Consider the following 12,207-nt stretch of genomic DNA (forward strand, 5'->3'; position numbering starts at 1 on the left):
CCGTGGACGATAAGTCCGCCGACATCCCGGTCGCACGTGTTGTTGCCGCATCAATCGCAGCAGGCCGCACGATGAGTGAGGTGCATCTCGGACTATTCGTGCCGCTGACCCCGGCCGATCGGTCGGCCATCCACGACCGGGTGCTATCCGCCGAAGCGGCCGGTTTCGACTGGGTCGCATTGATGGACCATCCTTACGTGCCGGACAGCCTGGAAATCGTGGCACTCCTCGGCTACCTTGCATCCGCGACGACTCGCATCAATTTCGTGTCGAATGTCTTTAACCTGCCGCTACGGCCGGCAGCGATGCTCGCCAAATCCGCCGCGACGCTCGACATCCTGTCCGGCGGCAGGCTCGCAGTAGGACTCGGCGCGGGAACCCAGTGGGATCGAATCGAGAGCCTTGGCGGGCCGCAACTCAGTCCCGCAGAGGCATTCCAGGCCGTCGTCGAGGCGGTCGAGGTGATGCGGGCAGTCTGGGGCACTGCCGCGACGGTCACGGCTGGCGGCAGATTTCACCGGCTGCAGAACGCCGTCCCCGGGCCGCGTCCGATTCACCCTATCAAGCTGCTGATCGGTGGTGCGGGCAACCGGATGCTCGACCTCACAGGGCGGCGGGCCGATGGGTGGATCGCGCCAATCGGCACGCCGTTCGAGAGCAAGCCGGCTGCTCAGGATCGAATCAGCGCCGCAGCAGTCGCATCTGGGCGCGATCCCCGAGACGTGCAGCGGATCATCCAAGTGGTCGGATCGATTGTGGACCACAGCTCCACCACCGCCGCTCCTCGCAGCGGACCGGGCAACCAACCCGTCCGCGCGACCGCCGACGGTTGGATTGCAATCATTGTGGAGTTCGTCCGAGAGCGTGGATACGACGGAGTGAACCTGATTCTGGAAACGCACACCGATGAACAGGTACGACGGTTCGAAACCGACGTGCTGCCTGCCGCGCGCGCCGTCCTCAAAGGCTGACTTGGATGAAGTCGCTCCGATTCTGCGTACCCGGCTCCTGATGGTATGGCAAAAACTTCGATCTATGACCTGCAGCCGCAACTCGCCGCAAACCGCCGGTACTGGACTGGCTGGGATGGCAGCGAGCCCGACACCGACCTGCCGATCTATCGCACGGGCCTCCCGCAAGGCCTGCTCAACGGAGTCCTACTGGGACACCAGGTCCACCACCCGCCGACTCAAGTGACACCTATTGCCGGTCGCTCTTAGCCGACAACGGCCGGCGATCGCCGCTGAGGATGCGGGATCGCCGGCCGAGGTCGGTCAGCGCTGCTTTCGATCCATCGTGGTCGTCATCTGCTGATATGTACGGCCCCTGCGCTCCGATTAGGCAGTTACGCCACCGCGACGACGGCGTCAGGTTGAGACATGAGAAGAGGGCTGTCGGTTACCGGGCGGGCTTGGTAGGCAGATCAGTCCCCGGGGCGGGCTTGGTAGGCAGATCAGTCCCCGGGGCGGGCTTGGTAGGCAGATCAGTCCCCGGGGCGGGCTTGGTAGGCAGATCAGTCCCCGGGGCGGGCTTGGTAGGCAGATCAGTCCCGGGCAGCCGTCCGCTTGGCGCGGACGGCTGCGGGGTGGTGTGTTGGGTCGCTGCTACGGCGATCGGTGCGCCGAGCAGGATCGCGGCCAGCACGCCCGCCCCGCTAAGCATGATCGCGCTGCGTCGGCGGTGTCGGAGCCGTTGCTCGGCACGAGGCAGATGGTTGTTCATGATGGGTGCCTCCTCGGCGAGATCGGAGAGGGTGGTGCGGATGAGATGTTCGAGATGCGTGCTCATCGCCGTACCTCCAGGAGTTCGACGTCCGGCAGGAGCTCGCGCAGCCGCGTGACCGCGCGGTGGGTCCGGCTGCGTACCGTCCCAGTGGAGCAGCCCAGCGCCTCGGCTACCTGGGTCTCGGTCAGGTCCTCGTAGTAGCGCAGGACCAGCACCGTGCGTTGCGCCGGCGGCAGCAGCCGCAGCGCCGCGCGCATCGCCAGGCGGACGTCGGTGCCGCCGTTCGGATCGGGCTCGACTGGCTCTACCGCGCCGCTGAGCATGGACTCCCGACGATGGCGCAGCCGCCGCCACCAGCTGACCTGCTCCCGGTACATCACCGCTCGTAGGTAGCCCTCCGGGTCGGCGTTGCGTAGCGTCTGCCACTTCGGGATGGTCTTGGCCAGCGCTGACTGGAACAGGTCCTCGGCCGCGTGTCGATCGCCCGTGAGCAGATACGCGACCCGTATCAGCGCCGGTGTCCGGCTGGTCACGAACTCAGCCAGCTGCGCCCGGTCGTCCTCGTTCACCAACCCCCCCAGTCAATTGTTGTCACGTATAAAGACGCCGGAGACCGGTTCAGCTATCCACCCGCCGGGCACAATCTCTTGCCACACCGCGTACGGTCGAGCATCGGCTGGTGCAGCGGACGCAGCTGCTGCGCGCCGCGGGGGTCCATCCGCTGGGCTGTCACCGTCGACGGATCCCGGACCGGGTCGTGTTCGAGCACGTCGTAGCCGCTTTGGTCCATGGGATCCGGCTATGAACGCGTCGCGTCGGCTGACTGTTCGGACCGGACGATCCGCCGGTCGACCGCGGCAAGGGCGGCATGAAGCGCTGAACCAGCGCTGCGGCCAACCGGCACGACTCGCCACCGCTGCGCGACACCGTCGAAGCGTGCGGCGCCAACTCCGCCATCACTGGCCCGAGCAGGTCGCGGCCTACCTCGATCGCGCTTACGACAGTAACCGCACCCGTGAGCTGCTCTACGAGATAGGCTTCGACGCCGACATCGCCCACGAGGGCGTGCCCGCCCCGATCCAAATCGACAAGCGGTGGATAGTCGAGCGCACGAACTCGTGGATGAACGACGTCCGTCGCCGATCGGCCCGGTTCACCGGCGTGTGATTACTAGCCGACCGGGAATCCGCGCTGCTCGGCGGTGGCCTCCTGAAGGTGTTCGGCGAAGGCCCGAGCTGCGGCCGATAGCTCCTCGCCGCGAGGCAACGCCAGCTGTAAGTTCCTGGACGGATGGTGATCGCGAACTTCACGACGGAGCAGAACGCCGTCCGGGCGGGAAAGTGCGGAGAGAGCGACGCCCACCGGCGCAAACCCAATGCCCAACCCGGCTGCCACCAACTCGATGAGAAGTACCCACTCATTGACCTCGCAGCGAATCCGCCGTTGCAGGCCCTGGGCGGCGAACGCGGCGTCGTTCACAAGGCGTGCGGACCATCCCTCGTGAACTTCTACGAACCACTCCTCAGTTAGATCCCGCAGACTGATCTCGCCCATTGCGGCAAGGGGATGGTCGTTCCGGCAGATCAGCATCAGCGGCTCAGCGACGAGATCGATCAGCCGCACAGAGGTCTCCCTTCCCGGCAGGGATGGGACCACCGCACAATTCAATCGACCCTCCTCGACCTGCCGCACCATGTTGAGCGCGGAGTCCTGGGTGACGCGCACGTCGACGCCGGGATACATATGAGCGAAACCTGCCAACGAAGCCGCCAGCGGAACCAGGTATTCGGCAGACTGCATCGCGCCAACTCGCAAGGATCCGGTTAGCACCGCGCTCGTGTCCCGGACAAGGGCGCGAGCGTCGTGAGCCGCCGACAGAATCCGTCGTGCCGGCCCGAGCAGCGCCGCGCCTGCGTCAGTAAGACGGACCGGGCGCGTACCCCGTACGTACAGCAGCGAGCCCACGCTGCGTTCAAGAGCATGGATGGAGTTCGACAGGCCGGACTGGACGATCCTTTCCCGAACGGCAGCCTGGGTGACAGCGCCCTCCTCGGCCAATGCTACGAAGTGGCGCAGTTGACGCAACTCCATGCACCCAACCCCCGATCTGCGATGACTGTACGAGCATCCCGTCCATGGAGCGCGGAGATGCAATCGACGACGAATCTACCCGCAGACCCGTCTCGATTCAGTGATCCGTCCAACACGTTTGGCACCCACATGCTAGATACACGAATGCGTGAAGACGGTTACTCCGAGAGACTGAAGAGACGGTAACGCGTCACCGTCTCGAAGCCGATCTTCTGGTACGCCCGCTCGCCCTCTTTGCTCGCCTGAAGGGTGGCGATGCGCCGGCCGGAGCCGCGGGTGATCCGCAGCGCCTCCTGGGTGAGAGCGGTCGCGATGCCGCGACGGCGGAAGCCAGGGTCGGTCGCAACGCAGTAGAGGGCCCCGACATCGGTGCCGAGCGATAGCGTGCACGTGCCGACGGTCTTGCCGTCGACGATGCCAGCAAGCCGGACCACGTCCAGGAATGCGAAATCCAACTCCCGGTCGACGACGACACCAAGGTCGCCGGAGAAGCCGAGCGGTCCCGCGTATGCCTCGACGTACTCCTGCATCTCCGCCCGGTCGACGACGGTCCGGATCTCCAGGCCGGCCGGCGCCTCGGTCTGCGCTACGGTTGTCACATCCACCGCCATGACCGGCATGTCGCCGATCTGCTCGGCGCCGCGGGCAATCAGTCCCTCGGCCGTGCCCTCATCGCTGTCCGCCCCCACCCACCAACCCCACCTTGAGCCGGTCAAGTGCTGCTTCGCCCCAGCGATTGCGGCGTCGAGCGGCTGATTTCGGGTGCGTAGCACTCCGTTGAGCAGGACGTGCTGAATGTCCGTGCGATAGGTCGGCAGGTCGGTGTCAGATGGAGCACCCGCCCAACCGCACCAGTACCGGCGGTTGGCGGCGAGCTGCGGCTCCAAGTCGTGAATCGATTGGGTTGTCATACCCTCAAGACTCGATCCGGCCGCCACAAGTTCGATTGCTGGGCCAGGAATTTTGAAGTGCTGGCTGCACGATGTGCAGTACAGCCGCACCTCAGTCACCTGGCCTTTCTTCTCGCCAACCAGCAAGATTCGTCCAGGTTGTTGGCCTCAATGATCTGCGGGACACGCCCCGACCTGACGGACGGCTCCCTTTCGGAGCCGCCACCAGACTCCGCGATTTGTGATCTTTACGCCGGGTGCGCCGCTGGTGACTGGTTAGGTGCCCGGGGCGCCTGGCTATCGTGGTTGGCGCGCCGGGAGAGCGAACGGTTACCAGGTCGGAAGGGTGTAGCTCGCGCTGTCCACGCCAGTTCAGGTCATCACCGCGATGTCCACGAGGTCCGCGATCACGATCCGGCGCCGCAGGCTTGCGGCTCGCCGCCGTGACGGGCGGACCCTCGTGTCGGAGGTCACGCGGCCGCCACCATGGCGATCGACACCGCGATCCTCCCAACTGGAATGTTGGCGGCTGGACGGCATCGAGCAGGGCTTCACGATCGGCTACACAGCGCAACTTGCGGAGATGGGTGTGACGCCGCTTCTCCCCCGCGCTCGACGGCCGCGACTGACAGGTGACTCATGATCTCCGCCGCCGGGTAGGCGAGAGGCCGGCTGGACTGTGTCCAACCGGCCTCTGACCTGCGGTGCAATGTGGTGGGCGATGCTGGTATCGAACCAGCGACCTCTTCGGTGTTGAACAGGACCCCGCACCAACCTTGACCTGCGGCAACGTAGACCCGTAGGCAGGGCTGGGTGCAGTTGAGCGCTGTTTGATACCGATGGACGCCCTTCAAGGCTGTTCAGGTCACCCCGCTGCTCCCACCCTGCTCCCCCAACCTGGCTCGCACCGGGCCGCCCACCGATGATGGTCAAGGCTGGTATACGAATGCCCGTGAGCGCGTCCGGGCTACGGTTACCCGGTGGCACCGGACAAGTGGGCACAGTGGCTCTTGACCCGCCGCGACGGCAACAGCGCGGGCTTGCGCGCCCGCAACGCCCGAGATCTGGCGGCATTCCGTGACGGCGTCATTGAGGGAGCTGACCTAGCGGCCGACGACGTGGTCCTCGACGTGGGCTGCGGGACGGGACTGATCGGGTTCGGCGCGCTGGATCGACTCGGCCCGGACGGTCATGTCATTTTCAGCGATGTCTCACCGGATGTGCTCGACGAGTGCCGGCGCACCGCCACCGACGACCGGCGGTGCAGCTTTGTCGTCGCGTCCGCCGATGATCTCGCCGGAATCGCCGACGCCTCTGTCGACGTCGTGACCACTCGGTCGGTGCTCATCTACTCCGATCGCAAGCCCGCCGCCTTCGCGGAGTTCTTCCGTGTCCTGCGGCCGGGCGGCCGGATCTCCCTGTTCGAGCCCATCAACAGCTTCGCGATGCGGCTTCGGCCCGACGATCTGTTCGGCGTGGGCACCGCACCTGTGCACGACCTGATCGCCAAGGTACGCGATGTCTACCGGGGCACCACTGAGGAGACCACGCGACCGATGATGGACTTCGACGAACGTGACATTGTCGACTGGGCGGTGACCGCCGGTTTCGAGGCGGTGGAACTGGACTACCGCGCCCAGGTCGACGTGCCCGCCGACCCCATCGAGGACTGGGAGACACTCAAGCGCGTGGCACCCAACCCCTTGGTCCCCACGTACGGCGAAGCGACCGCCGCAGCCCTGACCGACGACGAACGCGAACGTCTCGACACGTACATGACCGCCCTGGCCGCGGCCGGCACGCCGACGCGCCGCACGATGGCCACCGCGTTCCTTCGCGCACGGCGTCCGCACAGCAGCAGCGCCGTTTAGCGGAGCGGTGTTCGCCCCAGGTCTGCTGATCGAAACCTGCGACACCTCGCACGTTCAGCTTGGTAGACCATCCGACCGCCGGCGTTTCCGCGTCGAATGTGGCCTGCCACCCTCACGGAGCCGGGTGGCCTCGCGCAGCGCCACTTCGCGGCCGGTACGGGCGAAGTCGGTTAGCAGGCGCAGTTGGTCGTCGGTGAACCCGGCGATGCGCTCGGTCAGGTACGCGGCCATCGGCTGGTAGAGCGCGGACAGTTCGTCGGTCCGGTCGGGCCTGGCGTGCACGGTGATCCGGCGGCGGTCGTGCGGATCATGCTTGCGGCGGACCAGGCGCTGCGCCTCCATCCGGTCGAGCATCTTGCTCACCGCGCCGGTGGTCATGCCCATCCGTTCGGCGAGCTGGGTGGGTGTGACGGCAAGACCCGCGCTGACGAGGTTGAGGCAGTGCAGGTCGTTGACCGGTACGCCGAGCTGGTCGGCGACCGCCGACTGGAACAGCGCGGTGGCACTGACGAACTGCGGGATCTCCACCCAGGCGGCCGCAACGAGCGCCTCGTGCCCCGTTGACATGCTCACCTCCATCAGGATAACTTCCTCAGGAAGTTACTTCTTGAAGAAGCTACCTGCTGAGTGGGATGACACCCCGTCGAAAGCCTAGAACAGGAACGAGATGGCATGGCTCACGCACTGATCATCGGCGGCGGTGTCGCGGGTCTCACCGCCGCCATCGCACTCCAAAAAGTCGGAGTCGACGCCAGCGTCTACGAGGCGTACGCCACCGCGGCTCACGACGTGGGTGCCAGCATGGGCATCTCCCTCAACGGTCTCGACGCGCTACGCACCCTCGACGCGCACACAGTCGTCCGCGACGCCGGATTTCCCGTACCCCGAGGCGTCATGTGGCTCGGCAACGGCAGATGCCTTGGCGAAGGACACACCGGCACTCCACTGCCCGACGGGACACTCCCCATCGTCATCGGCCGCTACGACCTGTACGCCGCGCTGCGTCAGGAGGCCCTCCGCCGTGGCGTGCCCATCCACCACGGCAAGCGCCTGGCCCACATCGGACAACGCGATGACCGGGTCGCCGCAGTTTTCACCGACGGCACGGAAGCTGTCGGCGACCTGCTCATCGGCGCCGACGGCATCGGCTCGACGACCCGGCACTTTGTCGACCCGCACGCACCACAACCCCGATACGTCGGGCTCGTCGGCACGGGCGGGATCACCCGCATCGCCACACCGCAGTCCGATCCCGGTGTGATGAACATGGTCTTCGGCAGGCGGGCGTTCTTCGCCTCCATGGCCAGTCCGGACGGCAGCGTCTGGTGGTTCGCCAATCTGCCCCGGGCCGACGAACCCACCGCAGCCGACCTTGCCGCGACTTCCGGCGCGCAATGGCAACAGCGATTACTGCAAGTCTTCGCCGGGGACAGGTCGCCGGCCGCGCAGCTCATCCGCGCGACACCGCCGGACTACACGTGGTTTCCCATGCACGACATGGATGCCCCGAAGCGGTGGCACCGCGGACGCGTCGTCCTGATCGGTGACGCCGCACATGTGAGCTCACCCAGCTCCGGCCAAGGCGCGTCGATGGCCTTCGAGGACGCCGTGCAACTGGCCCGCTGTCTGCGAGATCGAGACGATCCGCCTGCGGCGTTCCACGCGTACCAACGGTTGCGCGCCGACCGAGTCAGCAAGGTGCTGGCGGGAGCCAAGCAGGTCAACCGCAGCAAGGCGGCCACCGGCGTGAGTCGAGTCCTGCGCGACGTGACGTTCCCCCTGTTCGTGAGGAAATTCAGCACCCCTGAGGCGTTTGCCTGGCTGTACGACCACCGCATCGACTTCGACCGACCGATAGACGATCAGCAGCGTCCATAAGGCGTTTGATGCGAGGTCAGTCCACCTGCCAGCGTGGGTACGGCGTAAGCCGCGACCACCACGCCCGACAGCCAGTGCAAGGGCCGGCAGGCCGTGGGGTCGCGCCGCCTCTGCTCACCGACGCTGGGATGAGTGCCCTGGCTGACTCCGTCGACCTCAGCATGATCGCGTCCTGACCACGTTCCCCATGGCCTTGCTCGGACGAAACGAAGGAGCCGGCCGCCCCTACCACCGAGACCAGACGACCGGCCACCACGAAAATCAGCTAGTCGAGCTTCACGATGTACCCCTCGTCAGCGCACGCCGTCTGCAACCCCGACACGTGCGTCCCCATCGGCCCGATCAGCGCCAACGCACCCCCGCCGTCCTCCATGCCCTGCACTTGCCACAGAATGTCGATCAGCGCCGTCCCGTGCTCCCGGATCTTCGGCTTCCGCGAATCCTCGAAAATCTTCCGCGCTTCCCGGTACTCGGCCTCCGTCAACTTGTCGTCATCCGCCGACTTCGGTTTGCCGTCCATCTGCTTGCCGTCGGCCATCGCCTTGCAGGCGGCGATCCCCGAGTCCTCGCGAATGAACCCGTCGTAGACGGCGTAGCCGCCGACGCCGAGCACGAGAACGGCGGCGAGCGCGAGCGCGGCGACGATGAGCGGCTTACGGCTCGACTTGGCCGGCTGCGGCGGCACGGCCTGCCCGGGATAGCCGAACCCGGGTTCATGGGCGCCGACCTGGCCGGGCTGGTACTGCTGCGGCGGGTAGCCGGTGCCCTCCTGCTGGTTGGAATGCTGCGGCTGCTGGGTGTGGTACGGGTCGGTCAAGGACTGCTCCCCACGTGGTTGCTAACTTGTTGATGTTGGTTGGATCTTGTTCGCCGGGCTACAAACTGTCGGGTTGGTGACTGCGGTTGTGGCTGGTCAGGTGCGGACGTCTGCGGTTCGGCCCGCAAGGCTCGGGCCAACGGCCGAAGGGGGCGATCCCGCCGGCCCAACCCCCGGCAGACCGAGCAGCTGCGTACCGGCGCAACCGGCGGCGACGATCGTTCCGATCTTTGACCCCCGGAACGGCGTCAGGTCGCCCGGGTCGACGCGGCTCCTTCGATGGCCCGGTATTCCTGGAACGACTTCCATCCCTTCTCGCCGTAATCGTCCAAGTGGCATCGCCGCACGGTGTCTTCCACATTGTGCGATCCGTGTAGCGTTCGGTGACGGGCACGGGGCCGACGTCGTACACGCCGCTGCGGCAGCGCCTGCAGCGCGCCGGTTTGAACATGGCCTCAATCTGGGCGTTGGTGCGGCTCATGTCGGTTCCCCTTCGCGGCATCGCGGTCGCGGAGCTCTCGCAGGGGACAGGGTCTGACGACTGAGCGCGTCTCCGAGGCCGCGGCCGAGCTGGCCGACACGCTGGGCCTGGAACGCCTCACGGTCGCGGCCGTCGCCCGTCATTTCGGGGTTGCCGACGCCAGCCTCTACGGGCACGTTCGCAGCCGCGAGGCGTTGCTGCACAAGGTCGCGGTGCTGGCCGCGGCGGCGTTCGGCGACCGTCTCGCGCTCGCCGTAGCCGGCCGCTCCGGGCGTCAGATCCTGATCGGTTTCGCCGACGCCTACCGGGCGTTCGCGGTGGCCCACCCTGGGCAGTACGCGGCGACCCAGCTCCAACTCCCAGCCGAAATAGGCAAGTGCTCGGTCGGGCACCTACGGATGATCGAGCTGAGCTACGCGACTCTGCGGGGTACGGCCTCAAGGAGCCCTACCTGACCGACGCCATCCGATTCGTGCGGAGCACGCTCCACGGGTTCGCGGCGCTCGAGACGGCCGAGGGGTTCGGGCATCCCCGAGACCTCGACGCGTCCTGGCGCGGTGTCCTGTGCGCCATCCACACCGCACTCTCGAACTGGGAAACGACAGAAGGAGAGCAACGATGAACAGCAACGACGAGGAGATCCGATCAGCGGACGGCACCAGGCTACTGGTCCGGCGGGCAGGTGCAGGCGACCCCGTGGTCCTCCTGCACGGCTCGGGCGGCGGCCTGCACTCGTCGGCTTCGGTCGCCGCGCGGCTCGCTGGGTCGTACGAGCTGTGGATGCCGGCCCGACGCGGATATGGTCCCAGCGACGTCCCGGAAGGCCGCAAGTCGTTCAAGGACGACGTCGCCGACCTGCTGGCCGTGGTCGAGACGATCGGGCGACCGGTGCACCTGGTCGGCGGCTCGTACGGAGCCACGCTGGCGCTGCACATGGCGGCAGCCGAGCAGAGCCGGCTGCAATCGCTGGCCGTCTTCGAGCCGCCGCTGTTCGCGGCCGGACAGTCGATCGCGCCACTGCTCGACCGCTATCAGGCGGCCCTCGAGCGGGAGGACGCGGGTGAGATGTCTACCGTGCTCAACGACGTGACCCGGGGGCCACCCGCAATCGTCGCGGCCTTCGCGGCCGCCCCAGGCGACAAACGACCTGACCCGGCCGAGGCCCGGCGTTCGGCGATCGGATGGCTGCACGACCTCGAAGCGCTTACCGACGACAGCACAGGCACAGCCCGCTGGTCGTCGATCACCGTCCCGACGCTGCTGATGCAGGGCGCCGACACCTGGGAGCCGATGCCTACCACCATGAACGAGCTGGCCGCGGCTATCCCCACAGCGCGCCGGGTCATCTGGTCACGCCAGTCCCACTTCGCGACCATGACCGCCCCCGACCTGGTGGCCGTTGCACTCCGCGACTTCTTCGCAGGACCCGACAGTCGGTGAGCGGCACCGAAAGCACCGCATGACACGGCGTGACCACCCGAGGTGCGACCGCCAGAGCTTGTCCGAACGGCGAGGAGCGGTGATCACGCGATGAAGGCGGTGCGATCCCACGAGTACGGCGGTATCGATGCCCTGCGGATGGATGAGGTGAGGCGACCGACCCCCGGCCCCGGGTAGTTGCTGGTCAAGGTCCGCGCGGCTGCGATCCAACCCGGCGAGGTGATGATCCGCAGGGCGCGGCATGGGCGGTGGCTGGCGAGGTTCCGCTCTAGGCAGGGCAGCGATCTGGCCGGCGTCGTGGCAGAGGCCGGCCCCCAGGTTCGTGGCATCGCAGTGGGTGACGAGGTCCTCGGCTTCACCCACACCAGGGCGAGCCATGCGGAGTTCGTCGTGGTCGATGACATGAATCTGACCCTGCGGCCGGAAGGGCTTTCGCCGACCATCCCCGCCTCCCCAGCGGGATCCAGACTCCACACGACCTGGTCACGCTCCTGCGCAGCAGGAAGATCACCATCGTCTGCCACCAGGAGCACTGCACACCAACAACAGAAAGATCCGCGCAGGTCAACCTGCGCGGATCATAATCTATTTAGAGCATCCACGCTTAGCGTGGGTGTTCATGCGCTTAACGTACCAGCTCACGCCCTGTTTCAAAGACGCGTCCCCATTGAGTGGCGCGTTGAGAAGTTTATAGATGCCGTGGCGATTAGCTTGAGCGGTTCGCTCGAGCCAGGCAGGCGGGCCTTGACGGCGTCGAGGAGAACGCCTTCGAGGAGGCTGCCGAGCATGATGACGGCACTGGAGTAGGCGCCGTTGCGGTCGCAGATCCATGCTTCGTTGAGTCGGCTTTCGAGGATGGTGGCGAGGTCGGCGTCGCGGACGAGGTCGGCCAGGCCCCGCGCCGGGCCCTCAGCATGCCAACAAAGGGGCAACAGAAACGCCAACCAACTTCATCGAACAGCAGCTATGGATTCCCACTCTAGTGAAAGACCGAGGCTAATCCTCGAAGGAGAC

General features: G+C 66.5%; 12 protein-coding genes and 2 pseudogenes. 8 read left to right on the forward strand and 6 right to left on the reverse strand.

The features are described 5' to 3' along the window. The first annotated feature begins 2 nt into the window (after positions 1–2). Complete coding sequence (locus ACQP03_RS21955) at positions 3–971, forward strand: LLM class flavin-dependent oxidoreductase (RefSeq protein ID WP_357128556.1); 969 nt, start codon at positions 3–5, stop codon at positions 969–971. A gap of 813 nt (positions 972–1,784) precedes the next feature. Here the strand turns inward: ACQP03_RS21955 and ACQP03_RS21960 are convergent. Further along, positions 1,785–2,294, reverse strand: a complete 510-nt coding sequence (locus ACQP03_RS21960; RefSeq protein WP_357128550.1) for a SigE family RNA polymerase sigma factor — start codon at positions 2,292–2,294, stop codon at positions 1,785–1,787. 146 nt (positions 2,295–2,440) lie between these two features. Here ACQP03_RS21960 and ACQP03_RS21965 point away from each other — a divergent pair. Next, positions 2,441–2,853 (forward strand): annotated as a pseudogene (locus ACQP03_RS21965) (IS5/IS1182 family transposase); the annotation flags it as partial. Between the two features lie 42 nt (positions 2,854–2,895). On the opposite strand, the gene ACQP03_RS21970 reads toward ACQP03_RS21965, so the two are convergent. Both ACQP03_RS21970 and ACQP03_RS21975 read right to left on the reverse strand, forming a co-directional pair. Then, positions 2,896–3,816 (reverse strand): LysR family transcriptional regulator, encoded by a 921-nt coding sequence (locus ACQP03_RS21970; RefSeq protein WP_357128547.1) that lies wholly within the window; start codon positions 3,814–3,816, stop codon positions 2,896–2,898. A 158-nt stretch (positions 3,817–3,974) separates the two neighbouring features. Next, positions 3,975–4,853 carry a GNAT family N-acetyltransferase gene (locus tag ACQP03_RS21975; protein ID WP_433458219.1) on the reverse strand — a complete coding sequence of 293 codons (879 nt, stop codon included), beginning with the start codon at positions 4,851–4,853 and terminating at the stop codon, positions 3,975–3,977. A gap of 833 nt (positions 4,854–5,686) precedes the next feature. On the opposite strand from ACQP03_RS21975, the gene ACQP03_RS21980 reads away from it, so the two are divergent. Continuing rightward, on the forward strand, positions 5,687–6,577 hold the full coding sequence (locus ACQP03_RS21980) for a class I SAM-dependent methyltransferase (RefSeq protein WP_433458221.1): 891 nt from the start codon (positions 5,687–5,689) through the stop codon (positions 6,575–6,577). Between the two features lie 54 nt (positions 6,578–6,631). On the opposite strand, the gene ACQP03_RS21985 is transcribed toward ACQP03_RS21980, so the two are convergent. Continuing rightward, the gene (locus ACQP03_RS21985; protein WP_357128612.1) at positions 6,632–7,144 is read right to left on the reverse strand and encodes a MarR family winged helix-turn-helix transcriptional regulator; all 513 of its coding nucleotides are present in this window, start codon (positions 7,142–7,144) and stop codon (positions 6,632–6,634) included. 105 nt (positions 7,145–7,249) lie between these two features. On the opposite strand from ACQP03_RS21985, the gene ACQP03_RS21990 reads away from it, so the two are divergent. Continuing rightward, complete coding sequence (locus tag ACQP03_RS21990) at positions 7,250–8,455, forward strand: FAD-dependent monooxygenase (RefSeq protein WP_363660459.1); 1,206 nt, start codon at positions 7,250–7,252, stop codon at positions 8,453–8,455. A 265-nt stretch (positions 8,456–8,720) separates the two neighbouring features. Here the strand turns inward: ACQP03_RS21990 and ACQP03_RS21995 are convergent, their stop codons facing one another. Then, complete coding sequence (locus ACQP03_RS21995; protein ID WP_357128532.1) at positions 8,721–9,272, reverse strand: hypothetical protein; 552 nt, start codon at positions 9,270–9,272, stop codon at positions 8,721–8,723. A 675-nt stretch (positions 9,273–9,947) separates the two neighbouring features. Between ACQP03_RS21995 and ACQP03_RS22000 the strand changes: the two genes are divergently transcribed. From ACQP03_RS22000 to ACQP03_RS22015, 4 genes and pseudogenes are all read left to right on the forward strand, one after another. Continuing rightward, positions 9,948–10,208: a WHG domain-containing protein gene (locus ACQP03_RS22000; protein WP_433458223.1), complete on the forward strand. Its 261-nt coding sequence runs from the start codon at positions 9,948–9,950 to the stop codon at positions 10,206–10,208. A gap of 17 nt (positions 10,209–10,225) precedes the next feature. After that, positions 10,226–10,375 (forward strand): TetR-like C-terminal domain-containing protein, encoded by a 150-nt coding sequence (locus tag ACQP03_RS22005; protein WP_433458225.1) that lies wholly within the window; start codon positions 10,226–10,228, stop codon positions 10,373–10,375. Then, positions 10,372–11,193, forward strand: coding sequence for an alpha/beta fold hydrolase (locus ACQP03_RS22010; protein WP_433458227.1), 822 nt, complete (start codon positions 10,372–10,374; stop codon positions 11,191–11,193). The genes ACQP03_RS22005 and ACQP03_RS22010 overlap by 4 nt, the downstream gene beginning before the upstream one ends. 222 nt (positions 11,194–11,415) lie before the next feature. Further along, positions 11,416–11,487: pseudogene (locus tag ACQP03_RS22015) on the forward strand (hypothetical protein); the annotation flags it as partial. 356 nt (positions 11,488–11,843) lie between these two features. On the opposite strand, the gene ACQP03_RS22020 reads toward ACQP03_RS22015, so the two are convergent. Continuing rightward, positions 11,844–12,137 (reverse strand): hypothetical protein, encoded by a 294-nt coding sequence (locus tag ACQP03_RS22020; RefSeq protein WP_363660456.1) that lies wholly within the window; start codon positions 12,135–12,137, stop codon positions 11,844–11,846. Positions 12,138–12,207: the final 70 nt, after the last annotated feature.

The sequence above is a fragment of the Micromonospora sp. CA-248212 genome (assembly GCF_050948405.1).
Taxonomy (GTDB): Bacteria; Actinomycetota; Actinomycetes; order Mycobacteriales; family Micromonosporaceae; genus Micromonospora.

Bases quoted from the DNA above. Each gene is read 5' to 3' on its own strand.
- ACQP03_RS21970 (WP_357128547.1), bottom strand. From the start codon at position 3,816: ATGGAGTTGCGTCAACTGCGCCACTTCGTAGCATTGGCCGAGGAGGGC.
- ACQP03_RS21985 (WP_357128612.1), bottom strand. From the start codon at position 7,144: ATGTCAACGGGGCACGAGGCGCTCGTTGCGGCCGCCTGGGTGGAGATC.
- ACQP03_RS21990 (WP_363660459.1), top strand. From the start codon at position 7,250: ATGGCTCACGCACTGATCATCGGCGGCGGTGTCGCGGGTCTCACCGCC.
- ACQP03_RS22010 (WP_433458227.1), top strand. From the start codon at position 10,372: ATGAACAGCAACGACGAGGAGATCCGATCAGCGGACGGCACCAGGCTA.